This is a genomic window from Indibacter alkaliphilus LW1 (genome assembly GCF_000295935.2).
Lineage (GTDB): Bacteria > Bacteroidota > Bacteroidia > Cytophagales > Cyclobacteriaceae > Indibacter > Indibacter alkaliphilus.
Genome location: NZ_ALWO02000052.1, coordinates 35,419 through 53,700 on the forward strand (window position 1 = coordinate 35,419; position 18,282 = coordinate 53,700).

At 41.7% G+C, this 18,282-nt stretch carries 15 protein-coding genes; 9 read left to right on the top strand and 6 right to left on the bottom strand.

Translation table 11 applies throughout. The features are described 5' to 3' along the window. Window positions 1-5: 5 nt before the first annotated feature. Both A33Q_RS18480 and A33Q_RS18485 read right to left on the bottom strand, forming a co-directional pair. A complete protein-coding gene (locus A33Q_RS18480; RefSeq protein WP_009033192.1) occupies window positions 6-866 on the bottom strand; it encodes a sugar phosphate isomerase/epimerase family protein in 861 nt (286 codons plus the stop codon). 11 nt (window positions 867-877) lie between these two features. Continuing rightward, the gene (locus A33Q_RS18485; protein ID WP_009033191.1) at window positions 878-2,188 is read right to left on the bottom strand and encodes a Gfo/Idh/MocA family protein; all 1,311 of its coding nucleotides are present in this window, start codon (window positions 2,186-2,188) and stop codon (window positions 878-880) included. Between the two features lie 189 nt (window positions 2,189-2,377). Here A33Q_RS18485 and rbsK point away from each other — a divergent pair, with 189 nt between their 5' ends. From rbsK to A33Q_RS18505, 4 genes are read left to right on the top strand one after another with little or no spacing between them, the layout of a single operon-like run. Continuing rightward, window positions 2,378-3,286: a ribokinase gene (gene rbsK / locus A33Q_RS18490; protein WP_009033190.1), complete on the top strand. Its 909-nt coding sequence runs from the start codon at window positions 2,378-2,380 to the stop codon at window positions 3,284-3,286. Between the two features lie 34 nt (window positions 3,287-3,320). Then, a complete protein-coding gene (locus tag A33Q_RS18495; RefSeq protein ID WP_009033189.1) occupies window positions 3,321-4,796 on the top strand; it encodes a DUF1593 domain-containing protein in 1,476 nt (491 codons plus the stop codon). A gap of 41 nt (window positions 4,797-4,837) precedes the next feature. After that, window positions 4,838-5,869: a nucleoside hydrolase gene (locus A33Q_RS18500; protein WP_009033188.1), complete on the top strand. Its 1,032-nt coding sequence runs from the start codon at window positions 4,838-4,840 to the stop codon at window positions 5,867-5,869. Window positions 5,870-5,871: 2 nt separating this feature from the next. Next, the gene (locus A33Q_RS18505; RefSeq protein WP_009033187.1) at window positions 5,872-6,870 is read left to right on the top strand and encodes a GRP family sugar transporter; all 999 of its coding nucleotides are present in this window, start codon (window positions 5,872-5,874) and stop codon (window positions 6,868-6,870) included. A 406-nt stretch (window positions 6,871-7,276) separates the two neighbouring features. Here the strand turns inward: A33Q_RS18505 and A33Q_RS18510 are convergent, their stop codons facing one another. From A33Q_RS18510 to A33Q_RS18520, 3 genes are read right to left on the bottom strand one after another with little or no spacing between them, the layout of a single operon-like run. Continuing rightward, on the bottom strand, window positions 7,277-8,314 hold the full coding sequence (locus A33Q_RS18510) for an ABC transporter ATP-binding protein (RefSeq protein ID WP_009033186.1): 1,038 nt from the start codon (window positions 8,312-8,314) through the stop codon (window positions 7,277-7,279). Window positions 8,315-8,323: 9 nt separating this feature from the next. Next, the gene (locus A33Q_RS18515; protein ID WP_040490694.1) at window positions 8,324-9,961 is read right to left on the bottom strand and encodes an ABC transporter permease; all 1,638 of its coding nucleotides are present in this window, start codon (window positions 9,959-9,961) and stop codon (window positions 8,324-8,326) included. Between the two features lie 9 nt (window positions 9,962-9,970). After that, window positions 9,971-11,035 (bottom strand): Fe(3+) ABC transporter substrate-binding protein, encoded by a 1,065-nt coding sequence (locus tag A33Q_RS18520; protein WP_040490695.1) that lies wholly within the window; start codon window positions 11,033-11,035, stop codon window positions 9,971-9,973. A gap of 99 nt (window positions 11,036-11,134) precedes the next feature. Here A33Q_RS18520 and A33Q_RS18525 point away from each other — a divergent pair, with 99 nt between their 5' ends. The 3 genes from A33Q_RS18525 to A33Q_RS18535 all read left to right on the top strand — a co-directional run bounded on the left by A33Q_RS18525 (window position 11,135) and on the right by A33Q_RS18535 (window position 14,771). Further along, window positions 11,135-12,067: a hydrogen peroxide-inducible genes activator gene (locus A33Q_RS18525; RefSeq protein WP_009033183.1), complete on the top strand. Its 933-nt coding sequence runs from the start codon at window positions 11,135-11,137 to the stop codon at window positions 12,065-12,067. Between the two features lie 82 nt (window positions 12,068-12,149). Continuing rightward, entirely contained in the window at window positions 12,150-13,280 is a 1,131-nt protein-coding gene (locus A33Q_RS18530) for a BamA/TamA family outer membrane protein (protein WP_009033182.1), read from the top strand. Window positions 13,281-13,634: 354 nt separating this feature from the next. Then, a complete protein-coding gene (locus A33Q_RS18535) occupies window positions 13,635-14,771 on the top strand; it encodes a DUF4221 family protein (protein WP_009033181.1) in 1,137 nt (378 codons plus the stop codon). A 166-nt stretch (window positions 14,772-14,937) separates the two neighbouring features. Here A33Q_RS18535 and A33Q_RS18540 read toward each other — a convergent pair whose 3' ends face one another. Continuing rightward, complete coding sequence (locus A33Q_RS18540) at window positions 14,938-15,948, bottom strand: dipeptide epimerase (RefSeq protein WP_016255552.1); 1,011 nt, start codon at window positions 15,946-15,948, stop codon at window positions 14,938-14,940. A gap of 89 nt (window positions 15,949-16,037) precedes the next feature. Here A33Q_RS18540 and A33Q_RS18545 point away from each other — a divergent pair, with 89 nt between their 5' ends. Beyond that, window positions 16,038-17,513, top strand: coding sequence for a M14 family zinc carboxypeptidase (locus tag A33Q_RS18545; RefSeq protein ID WP_009033180.1), 1,476 nt, complete (start codon window positions 16,038-16,040; stop codon window positions 17,511-17,513). A gap of 27 nt (window positions 17,514-17,540) precedes the next feature. Beyond that, a complete protein-coding gene (locus tag A33Q_RS18550) occupies window positions 17,541-18,272 on the top strand; it encodes an SIMPL domain-containing protein (protein ID WP_009033179.1) in 732 nt (243 codons plus the stop codon). Window positions 18,273-18,282 lie beyond the last annotated feature (10 nt).

The window sequence follows — 18,282 nt, forward strand, 5'->3', positions numbered from 1 at the left end:
AGGTTTTATTTGACAAATGAAGCAGTGTTCAGGTATTCAAAACTTTTCAGCACACTTTCCAATGGTTCATAATTGTAACGTTCCACTTCTACAAAGTAGTCTTTCATGCCATGTTTGTATGCCGTTTCAAAAATTTCCTTGAAATCCATTGTTCCGCTTGCTCCTATTTCTTCCTCGTCTTTGATGTGAAGGACAGGGAATCTTTTTGGGTACTTGTTCAGGTAATCTACAGGATCCTGCCCACCCTTTTGAGCCCAATACACATCCAATTCATAAAAAACGAGTTTTTCGTCAGTATTCTCTATCATGTAATCCAACATGATCTTTCCTTCGATCTGTTCAAACTCCCTTGCATGGTTGTGGAAGCCAAACATCATTCCTCCTTTTTTGGCAACTTCTCCAATGGAGTTATAATAATCGCACCATTTGTCCAATTCACTGAGGCTTGTGGGAATCGGCATGGAGGGTTTGATGATGTATTTTGCTCCTGTAGCCTTATGGTCAGACACTGCCTTTTTCCACCAATTCATCAATTCTTCTTTGTTTGAACCATCAAACTGCGGCCCTCCAACGTGTGCACTGCGCATTTTGAGCCCCAGGTCTTCAATATATCTGCGGAAAAAAATCGGTTCCATACCATAAATGAGGCCTTCATTGTAATTGGCTGTTTCCAAGGTTTTATAACCAATAGAAGCAACCATTCTCAAGGTATTTTGAGGATCTTCCCGCATATCTGCCCGGAGAGAATAAAGCTGGAGCCCAATGGGTTTTTTAGCCATTCTTAGGGCAAAAAGGTCGGATGGTTTCAGCAAGGCCCCTATTGCCAAGGCTCCTGAGGCTTTGAGAAATGCTCTTCTGTTATTCATGGTATGAGTAGTTAAAGTGTGTAACCGTTTTCGTAATTGTAATGCATTTTGGACTGTGCTTCCCAGTCTTTAGGGAAAGTCTGGATTTCCGGATCCCAGTCCAAAGGTCTGCCCAGTTCATTGGCAATATTACCTATGGTACAGATGACGCAGGTACTGTGCCCTACTTCCACAGGAACTATGGGGTCTTTTCTTTTGATTACAGAATCTATAAAATCCCAATAATGGGCAGAGTAACCCAAGTTGGGTCTTTCCATGGTGGGCATCAGGCTTTTGTCTGAACTATCAAACTGTCCCCTTGAAACTTTGATCCAGCCGTTTTCACCTATGAATTTCACCCCTTGCCGTCCTTCATCAAATGGGCCTACGATCATCTCGGCTCCATTGGCATATTTGTAAGTCAATGGACTGTCAGCTGTTCCGGGAATTACTTTAACCGGACCGCTTCTATCCATGCCCAGTCCCCACTGGGCAATGTCAAACATGTGGGCTCCCCAGTCTGTCATGTAGCCACCGCCGGTTTCTTTATACCAACGCCAGGCTCCCCAGAGTTTTTCGTTTTCTTCAGGATCCAATGATATAGGTGGGTTGAGCTGCTCATTGAAGTGCATGTGGGGCAATGGTCCTAGCCAGGCATTCCAATCTAAGCCTCCGGGTACAGACTGCTCGGCTAGGTCATAAGGTTTTGGATGCTCGGGCTGACCAACATGCACCAATACTTGATTGATTTTGCCAATCTTTCCCTTAAGTGCCATTCTTGCAGCATGCTGAAAGTTGACATCAGATCGTTGCTGACTACCAACCGCCAGTACAGCTCCATGACTACGGACTGCTTTGATCAGCTCTTGCCCCTCCCTTATGGTAAGCGTCAATGGTTTTTCCAAATATACATCCTTACCGGCTTTACAGGCATCTATTGCCATGAGGGCATGCCAATGATCCGGAGAAGCAATGACTACCGCATCTATATCCTCCCGCTTCAAGAGCTCTTTATAATCAGCATAGACATCTACTTTGGCAGTCCCAGAGTTCAATTCCTTACTGATTTTGTCCACTCTCTGCTTGAACCTTTCTCTTTTGATTTCATAAACATCAGCACAGGCTTTGACTTCTACTCCGGGAATGCGCATCATTCCGTTGAGAATTCCCATGGCCTGCCTTCCCACTCCAATAAACCCCAAGCGCACTTGGTGGATATCTTCATTCAGACGCATTTTGGGAGAAGCCTTGCCTAATCCCGGCAAAAAGGAGAGGCCTGCGGCACTTAAAAGTGTGGTTCCTAGAAATTTCCTTCTGGAAAAAGTTGAATTGTTGTTTTTCATGCTACAATGGGTTTAGGTTAATTCACTCATCATCTCAATTGACCCAAAATCCTATGATTATTTGCTAGTTAGAGATAAGAGCAGTATAATATTACTTTAAAAAGTGCTTTATTGAAAATTAAAAAACCTAAAATGGCCTGTGCATCAGCTACTGTTTGATAAAAGGTCTTAATCTTTATTTGTAAGGTAATGCCAGATTTGCCCAAAATTCTCGTGATCGGAAGCGCCAATATGGACATGGTGATCCAAACCAGCCATTTTCCAAAACCTGGAGAAACCATTATAGGGGGTCACTTTTCGCTTATTCCAGGGGGAAAGGGCGCCAACCAAGCGGTAGCTGCAGCTCGGCTGGGTGGCTCAGTAGCTTTTATCACCCAACTGGGCACGGATGTATTTGGAAATACCAGTCTTGAAAATTTTAAAAAAGAAGGCATTGATACATCTAGGATCAGACAAAATCCACATCAGCCCAGTGGGGTAGCTTTGATTACTGTGGACGGACATGGGGAAAATACCATCATCGTAGCACCAGGAGCCAACAATCACCTGCGAGAAGAGGATATTCAGGCTGCTGAAAATTATTTTCTGGAAGCTTCCATTGTCTTGATCCAGCTGGAAATCCCCCTTCAAGTGGTTTTGGCATCTGTTCAAATGGCAAAGAAATATGGGAAAAAACTTATTCTGAACCCAGCACCGGCATCGCAGTTGTCAGCGGAATACTATGACGGCCTATATATGATTACACCAAATGAAACAGAGATAGAGTTGCTGTCGGGTATCAAGATTGTAGATGAAAGATCCGCCAAGTCTGCTGCAGCAGTTCTGGCATCCAAAGGTGCCCAGCATATCGTTATCACTTTGGGTGCTTCAGGAGCCTATGTTTATTCAGAGGAATTCACAGGAATCCTTCCTACAGAAAAGGTAAAAGCGGTTGATACCACCGCCGCAGGAGATACCTTCAATGGGGCACTTGCAGTGGCTTTGGGCAATGGCAGGACCATTAAAGAGGCTGTCGCTTTTGCTTTAAAAGCAGCCACCCTATCTGTGCAAAAGCTGGGTGCCCAATCGTCTATTCCTCATTTGAGTGAATTGAAATAAATGTCTATCAGGTACCTATTTATGCCCAAGCTATATGCCTAAAAACCTATTTTATTTTCTGCTTATTTCTCTTTCCCTACTAGCCTGTCAACCAAGGCAGAGCATAGAATCAGATTCAGATATTGAAAAAATCAGAACGGTTATCCTCACAGACATGACCCATGATGATGGGAATTCTTTGATCAGGTATCTTTATTATGCTTCTTATTTTGATTTGGAGGCCATGATTGTCACCAATCAGTTGCCTGACTTCAACCATGACGATTCCGATCCTTGGGATAAAGCCATGTCTGTTCTTACGGCTTATCGGGAGGAATTGCCTCAATTGCGCAAGCATGATCCAGATTTACCTGCATATGAGGACCTGATTGCTGTCACCAAACAGGGGCGCGGTGCATTGCCTATCATTTGGCTGACCAATACTCTGGAGTTTTCCAATAACATTGCTGACCGCTATGTGACAAGCTCTTGGGACTCGGTGTATTACCATGATTGGATCGGAGAAGGCATGACTCCACATCAGGAACCCAAGGATTCTGAGGGCAGTGATTTTTTGGTTGAGGTTTTCGAAAAGGATGATGATCGGCCCATCTTCATTCAGGCCTGGGGAGGTACCATTACTTTTGTACAGGCTTTGCATCGCTATAGGGAAAAACACGGTCAGGAAAAATTCAGACAATTGCTTCCCAAATTGCACCTGTTTGGAATACTCTTTCAGGACATCTCTTTCGAGTTTTTTGCGGACTTTGTAAAGATGAAAGAAGAAACCTGTGCTGATTTCGGAACGGCTATTCCTACATATGGAAAGGAACCTGTTGGTCTGGGGTCAGTGATGTATGATAATGGACATTTCTGGCATTACGTGTGGAGTAGAGATCCGGATTGGCAAAAACCGATTGGGCCCAATGAAGTCAATGGGCATGGCCCCATGTCAGAAATTTATGACAACGGCGGGGAAGGAGATAGCCCTTCATATTTTTACCTTTTGAGTGCAGTTTTTGGGTTGAATGATCCACTAGACCCTACTCAGGGAAGTTGGGGATCTAGGTTTCAGCAAATGGGGGAAGAGTTTCCTGATTCATATTATTATACCTGTGGGATAGAGCAAGCAGAGCTCAGCAGGTGGGATGAAGCAGTGAGTAATAATTTTAAAAACCGCCTTCTATGGTCTATCAAAGAACCTGGAGAAGTAAATAGAGAACCAAGTGCTATCGTGAACGGAGATACGGGTACAAAGGTCTTGAAGATTCAAGGGAAAGCTGGAGAGGTAATCACCCTAGACGCCTCTGCCTCCACCGATGCAGATGGAGATACACTTTCATTCAAATGGTTTAGGTACACGGAAGCAGATTCCTATCCTAAAGAAATCCAACTTTCAGGCCTATCTGATCCGGTTTTGGAACTGACAATTCCAGATGATCTTGAAGGGAACAACATCCATCTTGTATTGGAAGTAAGTGATTCAGGTACTCCTTCACTGCTTACTTACAGAAGGATTATCTTGGAATAAAACTTAAAAGAAAAGAACTTATCATCAAACCCATTACAACTATGAAAAGGTCCCTTTTACTCACTTGTTTTGCTTTAGGAATTCTTTTTTCTTGCCAACCTGCTGAAAAAGAAAGTGAGGAGCAAGTAGAAGAAGAAAAAGCACCAAAAGTCCGCCTCATTTATGATACTGATGCCAACAATGAACTGGACGATCAGTTTGCCCTTATGTATATTTTGGTCAATGGACCCACTTTTGACTTGGAAGGCGTAACTGTCAATGCGACCAAAAGTGGTGGAAATATCGATGGTCATTATGAAGAAGCTAAGCGTATACTCCAACTTGGTCAGCGTTATGGGGAAATACCTCTGCTCAAAGGGGCAGATGGTTCTTTTGAAAACATCAAACCTACTATCCAAGAACCTGAGTACGATGGCAAGGCTGCTGTAGATTTTATCATTGAGCATGCAAACAAGTCAGGAGAGGAACTGATCCTTTTGGCTGTTGGGAAATTGACCAATGTGGCTTTGGCCTTAGAACAGGATCCAAGTATTGCTGAAAAGATGCGGGTGGTTTGGCTCGGTTCGAATTATCCCAAGCCTGGAGAATACAATCAGGACAATGACACAGTTTCTATGAATTATGTGCTCAACACCAAAGTACCTTTTGAAATGGTCACGGTGAGGTACGGAGAGCCAAGTGGGACGGATGCGGTGAAGGTCACCCAACAAGAGATCAATGAAACCTTGCCAGGTATGGGCCCTAAAATCGATCAAGCAATTGAGGGTCGACATGGGGGAGATTATTATACCTTCGGAGATTATGCAGTGAGTTTATTTGAGCACATTGATTATCACGGGGACTCAAAGTCAAGAGCCCTTTTTGATATGGTGGCAGCTGCCATCTTGAAAAATCCCAACTGGGGTGAAAAGTCTGAAATTCCAGCACCCATACTCATCGACAACCAATGGGTAGAAAGGCCAGAAAACACACGGAAAATGATTTTATGGGAGAATTTTGACCAGGATGCGGTGGTCAAAGATTTTTATGAAACTTTAGAAAATTTTAAGCTAGTTGAACCCAAAAATCCATAGCCATGTACATTATCGAATCATATTCTTTAGCGGTGATCTTCTGCATTATCACCATGCTTTGCTGGGGCTCTTGGGCCAATACCCAAAAACTGGCTGGTTCAAAATGGCGCTTTGAACTTTTTTATTGGGATTATGTATTCGGAATTGTGATCCTGGCATTGGTCTTTGGGCTGACACTGGGCAGCACAGGGGATGCAGGAAGGAGTTTTTCGGAGGATCTGTTCCAGGCTGATTCCAAAAGTTACACCCTTGCCTTTGTGGGTGGAGTGATTTTCAATTTGGCCAATATTCTGGTAGTTGCGGCTATTGCATATGCAGGCATGTCTGTTGCCTTTCCCGTGGGAATTGGTCTTGCATTAGTTTTGGGTGTAATTGTCAATTATATATCAGAGCAAAAGGGAGATCCGCTTTTACTTTTTCTTGGAGTAGCCTTGGTGGTAATGGCCATAGTAATGGATGCCTTTGCCTACAAGCGACTTACTAAAACCAACCAAAAAAACCCGAAAATCGGTTTACTGCTGGCCTTAGCAGGAGGATTTTTGATGTCCTTCTTTTACTTCTTCGTGGCGCAATCCATGTCCTTGGATTTTTCACAACCTGAAGGAGGAAAATTTACTCCATATGGAGCAGTATTTGTATTTTCTATCGGAATCTTATTCAGCAATTTTGTATTCAATACCATTTTGATGAAAAACCCAATCGAGGGAAAACCACTGAAGGTAACGGATTATTTCGAAGGAAGGCCTTTGGTCCATTTGGTAGGGATTTTAGGAGGCATCATTTGGTGTGTAGGGATGTCATTTAGTATCATAGCAGCCGAAAAAGCAGGGCCGGCGATTTCTTATGGATTGGGTCAGGGAGCCACTATGGTGGCTGCTTTTTGGGGAGTGTTTATCTGGAGAGAATTTAAGGAAGCCCCCAAGAGCACCAACACCCTTCTTGGTGGGATGTTTTTGCTTTTCCTTATTGGATTGACGCTGATTGTTTATGCGGGAAGTTAAAGGAGTTGAGTGAAAGTGAGGGTTCACACTGAGGTCGCAGAGGAGAACAAGGTACCAAGTACAAAGTACGAAGAAGGGGTACGAGGAACTGTAGTGTTAAAGACTTAAGACTTAAGACATAAGATGGGTGGAGAATGAATTAGGCCTCGTAAATCGTACTTCGTAAATGAAAGATATGAGATTTGAGAAAGGTACCAAGTACAAAGTACGAAGTACCAAGAAGGGTTTGAGTATGGTCAAGACCTCGTAAATCGTACTTCGTAAATCATTTTAAGACTTAAGACATAAGACATAAGATGGGTGGAGGATGAATTAGGCCTCGTAATTCGTAAATCGTACTTCGTAAATGAAATTAGAGACAGGCCCTTGGCAGTGGACGGTGGACTAATCACCCACAAATCCAAACTCAAAATGCTTCCTCCACATCATATTTCCAGAGGTAAAAAAACGCCCTTTCCATTCCGTCAAAAGAACGGCCGGGGTTGGTCCGTATAGTGACCCTTTTACCTTCTTCATCGGCCAATTTTACCATTTGATGACTTCCGAAGTATGAGATTTTGACAATCTTTCCGCTGAGTTGCTGCCCGTCGCGACGAACTACCTCACCATGTTCAGGCCTGAACATCAACCTGACCTTTTCTTTGTATTTTTTTGCTTCCGGATCTGTGATAAAACCAAAAGTGGTATGAAATCCATCCTCTCTTGGTACAGCCATGATCTCATTCCTCTTTCCAAAAAAGTTGGCAACATAAGGGTTCACAGGAAATTCATACAAGTTTTTTGGGATATCTATCTGTTGCAAGTAGCCCTTGTGGAGAATGGCAATCCTATCAGCAGTGGAAAGAGCATCTTTGGTATCGTGGGTTACAAAAATGGCGGTGATGCCTGTTTTCTTGATAATCTGTCTGATTTCCTCCCTCACCTGATCTTTGAGCATGGCGTCCAGGTTGGAAAAAGGTTCATCCATCAAAAGTATCTTGGGGTTTGGAGCTATAGCTCTGGCCAATGCTACCCGCTGTTGCTGCCCGCCTGAAAGCTGATGTGGGTATTTGTGGTAATCTTCTCTAAGGCCAACAAGCTTTAGGGTATCCTCTGCAACTTTGATAGGGTCGGAAAGATTTTTTTTAAGGCCAAACTTTACATTTTCCAGAATCGTCAAGTGAGGAAAAAGTGCATAGTCCTGAAAGACCATTCCAACCTGTCTTTCATGGGCAGGGACTGATTTTTTACCTTCTACTATTACCTGTCCTGAGAGCGAAATACTGCCTGCGTCGGGATGCTCAAGGCCCGCAATCAATCTCAAAACAGTTGTTTTGCCTGAGCCACTTTCTCCAATAAGAGCCAGGATTTCACCCTCTTCTACATCGAAGGAAACATCGTTTACAGCAAATTCCTTTGCCTGATTGTATTTTTTGGAAATCTGATTGAGCGAAAGAATCCTCATCCTGTTTTTCTAAAGTTCTCTTTTTTTGATCAGCTTATTGAGGAAGATGATGGGGATGATGCCTGTCAAAATAATGATCAGTGCAGCATTGGCAGACTCAGCGATCATTTCGTTGGTAGCCATATCAAATGCCTTAGTAGCCAAAGTTTGGTAGTTGAACGGACGCAGGATCAAAGTTAAGGGTAATTCTTTCAATACATCTACAAAGACCAGCAATATCCCTGAAATAAGACTTGTTTTGATCAATGGCAGATCTATTTTCCAAAGCGTTTTGGTGCTTCTTGTCCCCAAGAGTCTGCTGGCTTCATTGACATGAATTCCGATTTTTTGAAATCCTGCTTCCACGGGATTATAACCTACGGCCATAAACCTGACTATATAAGCAAAGACAAGGGCAAATAAAGTTCCCGAAAAAAATAAACCCACTGCTTTTGAGGAAATAAAAGACGCATAAATCCATTTGTCCAAGGCAAGTAGTGGAATCATCACACCGACTGCGATGACAGCTCCTGGGATAGCATAGCCTAATGTTGCGATTTTAGTAATGTTTTTGACCCATTTAAATGGGCTTAGTCTCAACGCATAGAGTAAGATAACTGACAAGACAACTACCAGTGCTCCGCTGACCACCGCCAGTCCAAAACTTCTGAAGATCAACAGGTAAAAATCCTGATTGACTACCTTAGCGTACGTCATACTGACCCAATGGAGCAGTTGAAGAAAGGGGAATAAAAAACTCAGTAGGAAAATTGTACTGCAAAGGGCAGTATAGAATATTTTTTTCCCTAGGGTTGGATGTATTCTGACCAATGGTTTTTGAATCCCATTTACCGAAGAATACTGCCTATTGCCCCTTTGTATAGATTCCAGATAAAGAATGATAAAAACAAAAACCATCAGGATTGCTGCCAGGTAAATGGCAGTTCCGGCATCTCCCATGGAAAACCATGCTCTGAAAATCCCGGTCGTAAAAGTACTCACCCCAAAATACTTGACTGTTCCGTAATCATTCAAGACTTCCATGGATGCAAGTGCTATTCCAGCTACAATTGCTGGACGGGCCATCGGCAACGCGACTTTGAAAAATGTCTGAAACCTATTGGCCCCTAACAAGAATGAGGCTTCCTGCAAGGTCTTGCTTTGCTGCACAAAGGAAGACCTGGAAATCAAAAACACATAGGGAAATAGTGTAATGGAAAGAATAAATATTGCCCCGGGCAAATTCATAATATCCAAGAGACTCCCCTTGATATGAATGTCAAAACTGTTTCTTAAAAACACCTGAATAGGTCCCGTATAGTCCAAAATGCCTACATAAGTGTAGGCCATGATATATCCGGGGAAGCCTAGTGGCAAAATCAGCAGCCACTCAAAATATCTTCTGCCAGGAAATTCGTAATTGGAAACCAGCCAAGCGGTACTTACTCCAAGTAAAAATGTCAATACCGCAACTCCCAAGAGTATCAGTATGGTATTTTGAAAATAACCAAAGAGGAGGTTGTTGGCAATATGTGTCCAACTCCCTCCCGGTTTTTCAAATAATTTGAAGAAAATGGTGAAAAGGGGCGTAGCTATCAATAGCAATATGAGCAATGAATAGCCGGTCCACTTATTCCACCAATAATAATTACGCTTAACTATATTCAAAACTTTGAATTATTTCCAACCCACTTTATCAAAAATGACTACTGCGTCACTGTTGTTTTCTCCCAATACAGAAAGATTCAAATCATCGGATTTGAATTCTCCCCAGCCCTTCAAAAGTGGTGAAAATTCTACATTTGGGTTGACTGGGTATTCAAAGTTGATATTTGCCAAGAACTCCTGAGATTCTGCTTTGGAAAGGAATTCTATCAGCTTTATACCGTTTTCTTTGTTGGGAGCATACTTTGTAACACCTGCTCCTGAAATATTGATGTGGGTGCCTCTGTCATTTTGATTTGGAAAGAATAAAGCAATTTTTTCAGCAGCCTTTCTTTCTTCCTCATTGGAATCATTGAGCATGATGCCAATGTAATATGTGTTCACAATTGCTACATCACCTTCACCTGCTGCTACAGCCTTGACCTGATCTCTATCAGACCCTTTTGGATCTCTAGCCATATTTGCCAAAAGTGCCGCAGCCCATTCTTCAGCTCCATCTTTTCCATGATGGGCTATGATAGAGGCCAAGAGAGATTGATTATAGATGTTCTCAGAGCTTCTGGTCAGTACTCTGCCTTTCCATTCCTCATCGGTAAGTGCTTCATAAGTGCTGAGCGACTCTGGGTTTACCCTCTCTTTGCTGTAGGCAAGGATTCTAGCTCTGTATGTCAGTCCAAACCAGGAACCTTGAGGATCCCGGTACTTGGAAGGGATGTTGGTTTCAAGCGTCTCAGAGTTGATAGCCTGTAACAAGTCCTTTTCCTTTGCCCTATGAAGCCTGCCTGCGTCAACGGTGATCAAAATGTCAGCAGGAGAACTGGCACCTTCCAATTCCAATTTTTGAATAAGCTCATCTGCAGATGCAGACACAACATTCACTTTAATGCCAGTGGCTTCGGTAAATTTGTCAAAAAGCTGTTGGTCTGCTTCATAGTGCCTGTGGGTATAGACATTGACCACTTCTTCCTTTTCGCCGCTTCCGCATGAGAACATGATAGCGCCAAAAACGGCGATTGCTGTTGTTTTTAGGATATTTTTTAACATAGTAGAGTTCAATTTGAAGGCGAAATTAATCATTATTTAAATCAAATCTAAATAAAAAGAAAAAGATTTTTATATTTGCCAGACCCTGAAAAATGGGTTTTTATACAGTTTGGGAGCTTTTTCTGAAATACTATGACAATCCAACAGCTAGAGTATATCATTGCAGTAGACAAACACAGACATTTCGGGCATGCAGCGGAATCCTGCTTTGTGACACAGCCTACGCTCAGCGCACAGGTCAGTAAACTGGAAAGGGAATTGGATATAATCCTATTTGACAGAACCAAGATGCCTGTCATTCCTACAGAGATCGGGGTGCAGGTGATTGAGCAGGCAAAAAGGGTGGTGTCGGAAAGTAAAGGTATCTATGAGCTTTTGTCCCAACTCAAAGGAGATGTAAGTGGAGTCATCAAGTTGGGTATAATCCCAACCCTTGCACCTTACCTGCTGCACCGTTTTATCAGATCTTTTTTGGAAAAATATCCCAATGTAAAATTGCAAGTGGAAGAAAATGTGACTGAAGAGATTCTTAGAAAACTCAAAAATGATGAGATGGATCTAGGAATTGTTGTGACACCACTTTCCGAACCCGGAATTGTGGAAAAACCGATTTTTTATGAAAAATTTTATACATATATTTCTCGGGGGCATAAGCTTTTGGAAAAGCCAGAAGTAAGCCTGGCTGATCTTGAAACAGATGACATGTGGGTGCTGCAACAAGGACATTGCTTTAGGGATCAGGTGCTCAATCTTTGCAATCAATCAAAGTTTGAACGGATGAATTTCCACTATGAAAGTGGCTCGCTGGAAGGGCTTAGAAATATGGTCAATCAATATACAGGAGTCACGCTACTGCCCGAACTGGCTACTTTATCTCTGAATGAGGAAGAAAAAAGCAGGTTGAGGAAGTTTGAAGGGGAAGAACCAACTCGGGAGGTCAGCATAGTATTGACGAGAAGTTTTTTGAAGAAAAAACTGGTGGAGCTGCTTTATAAAGAGATTTCAGAAAATATTCCCCAAGAAATGACATCCAAAGCCTACGGAAAAATTGTGAGGTTCAAATAAGCGCAGGCTTTAAAATGCGAATTAGTTTGATTTTTTATAGGGCAATTCCAACTTTGGTCTTACATTTCTGTTTATGAACTCTATGGGGAAAAAGCTTTTATTGCTTTGTTTGATAATTCTTGGTTTCAACAACCTTGTGCATTCACAGAGCTTTTTTTCAAGATATATCAATGGAATTTTGATGGACACTTCGGATATCACCAAACCACAGTTTTTGATATATCCAACCCTTGCCTATGCCCCGGAAACCAGCTGGGAAATTGGCCTTTCTTCTCTGTACGTTTACTATGCAAATAGGGATACCACCAATAGACTCAGTGAAATCAATGGTTTTACTTTTGTAACCTTAGAGAATCAATACGGAATATGGTTTGATCATGCGATTTATTCGGATTTGAACAAATGGTTTTTTTTGGGACGCATCAGGATTCAAAGTTTTCCGCTTTTTTACCATGGTATAGGCATGGATACTCCTGAAGATTACATTGCATTGGTAGATGCCAACCAGGTGTTGATTAAAGAGCGTGTATTGCGTGAATTGAAAAGAAACCTCTACTTCGGTTTGGAAATTGATTTTCAAAGAATGTCCAGTGTAAATTTCAAGCTTGCAGAGGAGCAGCAAGAAATAAATCTACCACTTGGTAGTGCAGGTTCGGATAACCTGGGTTTGGGTGTTGGTTTGGTTTATGATGACCGTCACAATGTCCTCAATGTGAGAAAGGGGAATTTCTCAGAATTGGCATATTTAAATTACATGCCTGCTTTCAGCAACTTTGGTTTTCAGACCATCATATCTGATAACAGGATTTTCAGGCCTGTCGGCAAAAATAACGTTTTTGCCGCACAGCTATTGGGGCAATTCAACATGGGAGACGTACCTTTTAATCAGCTCGCTTTGATGGGTGGAGACAGTATGATGAGAGGTTATTATCTGGGAAGGTTCAGAGACAGGAATCAAATTGCGACACAGGTTGAATATAGAATGTTGCCTTTGCCTTTGGGATTTACAGATAGGTTGGGAGCGGCAGCTTTTGCAGGAGCAGCCACTGTTTTCCCGGACTTTTCAAGGGCCTCTATTCACAAGGTGGTCTGGTCGGCAGGGGGAGGGCTCAGGTTTTTGCTCTTTCCGAAAAAGGATATTTATACCAGGCTTGATGTGGCTTTTACCCAAGAGGGTACTGGTTTTTATTTCTTTATTGGGGAGGCGTTTTAGGGGGAAGTTTCACGCAATGACGCAAAGAAGCGCAAAGAATTTTAGGAAGGGTGTCAGCCTTTTTATCTGCCAATTGGACCGGTGAATTTATCAACCCTTTTGAGGGCTCAAAGTTGGTGCCTTCGGCACGTTGGAAATCCAAAGCGCAATAGATTCTGCCCATATTTTGTACCCTCGGGAAAACCTATTTATTCTTTTATGATTAAAAATTTTTGACTAGAAAAAATTGTATATTTTATCAGTTTAGTTTAAAATAGGGTTTTATTAGTTTTAATCTTTAAAATTTATTGCAAAACTCTCTGTAAACCCCAATGGTTTGTTCAGCGTTTTTCCACATTTATAAAATCAAAAGGTATGAAAAAGTTAATTTTTGCAATTGCAGTCCTTCTGCTAGCCTCTTGTGGAGGAAATGATGGTAAGAAGTCTAAAAATTCCTATTCCGACTTTACCATCAGTATGGATACAGTGATGGTAGATTCCCAGGATGAAATTTTAATGGCGGCAGCTACAGGAAGTTCTGGAATAGCAGTCCTCAGCAATCAAAAGCTCCTTTTCAACTGGGATGCAAAAGGCGCAAATCTTGAGGTAATTGACCTTGAAAAAATGGAACTTTCCGAAAAGATCAAAGTAGAAAAGGAGGGCCCTGAAGGTGTGGGAGAAAATGCTTATATGATCAGGACTTTGGGAGAGGATAGGTTGGTTTTTCTCGGATGGGATGGGAAAATCACCATCACTGACTTCCAAGCCAAAGTGATGGAAAGAATCAGTCTTCGGGAAGATTGGATGAGTGAAGGTATAGATGAAAGAGGTCAATTGAATTTTCTTGGGTTTTCCAAAGATGGAAAAAAACTCTACAGCACTTTTATGGCGTGGAAGAAGCTTGATTCGGATATTTTGGAGTTGGATTTGGAACAGAAGATCAAGAGGGTAATCCAATTGCCAAAGTTTGAAGACAGGGATAAATTTAGGGTTACTTGGGAGATAGAAGGAGGCAGAGGGATGTCAGCAACTTTTCCCTCTCAGGATTTCACCCTGTGGGATGAGGACATTTTCTTTGCCTCAAATTATACCAATAGCTTTTATCATTTAAGAAACGAAGATGACACTTTAATTTTTAGGCAATATGAAAATGCTTTGACACCAAACTCCAAGTCAGGAAGTTATCAGAACAATGTTGAATCCCAGGAAGAATTGATGAAAGTGGCAAATCAAATGAGTGAGGAAATAAATTTCGGAAGGCTTTTTTGGGATGACATCAATGAGGTTTTTTACAGGTTCTCTTACAAATCCTTACCAAGGATTGATGGGGAAGAGGTTAGATACAAAACCTATCTCAGCATTTTGAATAGAAACTTTGAACTTGTTGGGGAAAAAGAAACGTCCGACTTCATATCCAAAATACCCAATCCGCAGTTTGTCAAAGACGGTAAAATCTACCTTTTTCTCAATTTAGATGATGAACTCGCTTATGTAAGATTGTCTATCAATTAATCCCGATTTGCAATGAAATCCCTCGCACTAAACCATAAACCTGACTTATGATTCCAGGCCAGAGCTTAACTTTCAACAGCTTGATAGAACAATAATCAGTTAATCTCTTACACAGTTACACAATTAAACAGTTCCACATATACACAATTGATCAATCACCCACCCCTCAAACCAGTTCTGCCCCAATGCCATTTCCCTCCGGAAAAGTTACTTTTTCAGGTGTGATGACCACTCCTCTGGCAATGTCTTTTGAAAGAAGCATTGCACCGTCCATGTCTACATAGTCCAACAAGGGTGCAATGTGGGCAATTGCAGTGATTCCTACAGAAGATTCGGTCATACAGCCTACCATACATTTCATTCCCAGGCTTTTGGCTTCCTTGATCATCCTTAATGCAGGGGTAATCCCCCCGGCTTTGACCAATTTGATATTGATCCCATGAAAAAGGCCACTGCATTTTTTGACATCCGATTCCACAATACAGCTTTCGTCTGCAATGACCGGTAGTTTGGAGTTTTTGAAAACTTCCTTCATTCCTTCCAAGTCATCCTTAGCCAAAGGCTGCTCCATAAACTCCACATTGAGCTTGAGCAATTCTTCGGAGTAAATAATCGCCTGATCTGCGGTCCAGGCACAGTTGGCATCTATGCGGAACACCGCATCGGTATGCTTTCTGAGTTCCCTGATGATATCCAGGTCATGTTCAGTCCCCAGTTTTATTTTGTAGATGGGCCAATCTACCTCTTTCATTTTTTCTACCATCTTTTCTATGGTGTCTATTCCAATGGTAAAGTTGGTCAAGGGGATGGCTTTTGGGTCTAGACCTAGGTATTCGTAGAGTTTTTTGCCCTTCATTTTGGTAAAAATGTCCCAAGCAGCCATATCCAAGGCACATTGGGCGAAGGGGTTTTGAGAAAAGTCACCCTTACACAATTCCCAAAGCTCCTCCGGGCTTTTCCAGTTTTCTGATTCTACTTTTTGTATTGCCAATTCCAATGTCCCGATGATATTTTCAGCCGTCATCCCGTAAAATGGATTGGTGGTGGTTTCACCCAAACCGTAATATGCCTCATTTTTTAATTTTACGATAACAGTATCCTGGATATCTCTGCTCTGATGGGCAATGGTAAAAGTATGTTTCAGGGGCAGATCTTTGACAAAGTAGGAAAGCTTCATAATTAAATTTTTCTGGTTGGGACAAAAGTAAATCTATTTTTTTGGCTAAGTTCATAACTTAGTGAAAGAAATTCAAGCAAACTTAGTTTATGAAAGTATACAGTCCTATTCCTCCTTTATTATTGATGGTTTCTATTTTGATATTTCTGGTGGCCTGTCAACCACAGGAAAAATTTCAAGAATTGAACTCTGAGCAACTTTCTGGAGCTTTTGAAAAATATAAGGAGGAAAGTATCAACCAAAGGAGGTTTAAGCATGCGGAAGTAATGCCCTTGGTCAGAAGTAGAACAGGGGAAGAATTTCAAGTTGAGGAAATCGGTAAATCTGTGGAGGGAAGAAGTATTTTCCAAATGACTTGGGGAAACGGACCAACAAAACTATTGCTTTGGTCACAGATGCACGGCAATGAAAGCACTGCTACAATGGCTTTGTTTGATCTGTTTAATTTTATCGAAGGAAAGGCCGATGAATTTGAGGAATTGAGGACATTTTTGAAAAATGAACTGACCATACGTTTTATCCCAATTGTCAACCCAGATGGAATGAACAGGTGGATCAGAAGGAATGCTTTGGATATTGATTTGAATCGAGATGCAATCAGCCTGGCTTCTCCTGAAGCTGTTTTATTAAAAAACGCTAGAGATACTTTTTCACCTGATTTTGGATTCAATTTGCATGATCAATCTACTTTTTATACTGTAGGAGAGACAGAAAAGCCTGCTACAATTTCTGTATTGGCACCGGCCTACAACTATGAAACGGAAGTAAATGATGTCAGGAAAAAAGCCATGCAGGTAATTGTGGGTATGAATGAAATGCTTCAGGATCTTGTCCCAGGTCAAGTGGGCAAATACAATGATGCATTTGAGCCTAGGGCTTTTGGGGATAATATACAGAAATGGGGGACAAGTACCATTCTTATTGAGTCAGGGGGATACCCCAATGACCCTGAAAAGCAGGAAATCCGAAAACTCAACTTTATCGCCATGCTACATGCCATGCAGCAAATAGCAAATAGAAGCTATGAAAAGAAGAGCTTGGAAGACTATTATTCCATACCTGATAATTCCTTTAGGCTGATGGATGTCATCATCAGGAATCTCAACCTAAAAAAAGGAGTATTTGAGTACAAGGCGGATATTGGAATCAAAAGAAAAGAGTCAGACTTGATGGGAGATTTTTTTGTCACCGGGTCAATAGACGATATGGGTGATCTATCGATTTTCTATGGATATGATGAACTGGATGCTTCAGATTTGGAAATTGTTCAGGGAGAGGTGTATGAGGAGCCATTTGAAAATCCGGAGAGTCTGAGTAAGCAAGAGGCCATAGAATTGATGAGGATGGGATATCTGGCGATAAAAGTAAAAGAGGGAAAGGCGCTTCATGGCTTACCGCTTTTGGTACTTAAAAATCAGAGCAGAATACCTTCAATGATCAGTACAGGAAATGTTCCAAACTTTTTTCTTGCCAAAAATGGAGATTTGAAATATGCTCTGGTCAATGGGTACCTGATAGATTTGGAAAAGCCAAAGGATGTGGACTTCAAGCAAAGAATGATGTAAATTGAGAGAGAATAAAAAAACCAGACTATGAAAAAGCACTTATCAGCATTTATCTTTTCCCTGGCCATCATTGTGGCTTCCGCACTTTTGGGAAATGCTTTTATCAATAGACATCAAAAGTCAGGAACAATTGATGTTACGGGTTTGGGTCAGCAGAATTTCAGTTCGGACCTGGTCGTCTGGGAGGGCAATTTCAGCAGGGAAAATGTAAACATCCAAAATGCTTACGCAGATTTGGAAAAAGACAGAAAAGCAGTTTTGGAATACTTGGTATCTAAAGGAATTCCCGAATCTCAAATTATTTTCAATGCCATCAATACCAATCCGGTTTATGATCAGAACTACAGCAGTTCGGGTAATTATATGGGACAAACATTCAAGGGATATCAACTCAATCAATCACTTCAGATAGAGTCAAAGGATATTGATAAGGTAGATCAGGTTTCGCGGGAGATTACCGAGCTATTATTGCAGGGAGTGAGATTTTATTCTCAGCCACCCAGGTATTATTACACGCAATTGGAAAGTTTGAAAATTGAAATGATTTCAAAGGCTACCGAAGACGCCAGACTCAGGGCTGAAAAGATAGCCGAAAACTCAGGAGCCTCTTTGGGGAAATTGATCTCCGCTAATATGGGAATTTTTCAGATTACAGGCCAAAACAGTACGGAGGATTACTCTTGGGGAGGAACTTTCAATACCAGCTCTAAGGAAAAAACAGCCTCAATTACCATGAGGCTTAGCTATGCGGTCAGGTGAACGATATGAT

Coding starts and splice junctions, on each gene's coding strand:
- A33Q_RS18480 (WP_009033192.1), bottom strand. CDS start 866: ATGAATAACAGAAGAGCATTTCTCAAAGCCTCAGGAGCCTTGGCAATA.
- A33Q_RS18485 (WP_009033191.1), bottom strand. CDS start 2,188: ATGAAAAACAACAATTCAACTTTTTCCAGAAGGAAATTTCTAGGAACC.
- rbsK (WP_009033190.1), top strand. CDS start 2,378: ATGCCAGATTTGCCCAAAATTCTCGTGATCGGAAGCGCCAATATGGAC.
- A33Q_RS18495 (WP_009033189.1), top strand. CDS start 3,321: ATGCCTAAAAACCTATTTTATTTTCTGCTTATTTCTCTTTCCCTACTA.
- A33Q_RS18500 (WP_009033188.1), top strand. CDS start 4,838: ATGAAAAGGTCCCTTTTACTCACTTGTTTTGCTTTAGGAATTCTTTTT.
- A33Q_RS18505 (WP_009033187.1), top strand. CDS start 5,872: ATGTACATTATCGAATCATATTCTTTAGCGGTGATCTTCTGCATTATC.
- A33Q_RS18510 (WP_009033186.1), bottom strand. CDS start 8,314: ATGAGGATTCTTTCGCTCAATCAGATTTCCAAAAAATACAATCAGGCA.
- A33Q_RS18520 (WP_040490695.1), bottom strand. CDS start 11,035: ATGATTAATTTCGCCTTCAAATTGAACTCTACTATGTTAAAAAATATC.
- A33Q_RS18525 (WP_009033183.1), top strand. CDS start 11,135: ATGACAATCCAACAGCTAGAGTATATCATTGCAGTAGACAAACACAGA.
- A33Q_RS18530 (WP_009033182.1), top strand. CDS start 12,150: ATGGGGAAAAAGCTTTTATTGCTTTGTTTGATAATTCTTGGTTTCAAC.
- A33Q_RS18535 (WP_009033181.1), top strand. CDS start 13,635: ATGAAAAAGTTAATTTTTGCAATTGCAGTCCTTCTGCTAGCCTCTTGT.
- A33Q_RS18540 (WP_016255552.1), bottom strand. CDS start 15,948: ATGAAGCTTTCCTACTTTGTCAAAGATCTGCCCCTGAAACATACTTTT.
- A33Q_RS18545 (WP_009033180.1), top strand. CDS start 16,038: ATGAAAGTATACAGTCCTATTCCTCCTTTATTATTGATGGTTTCTATT.
- A33Q_RS18550 (WP_009033179.1), top strand. CDS start 17,541: ATGAAAAAGCACTTATCAGCATTTATCTTTTCCCTGGCCATCATTGTG.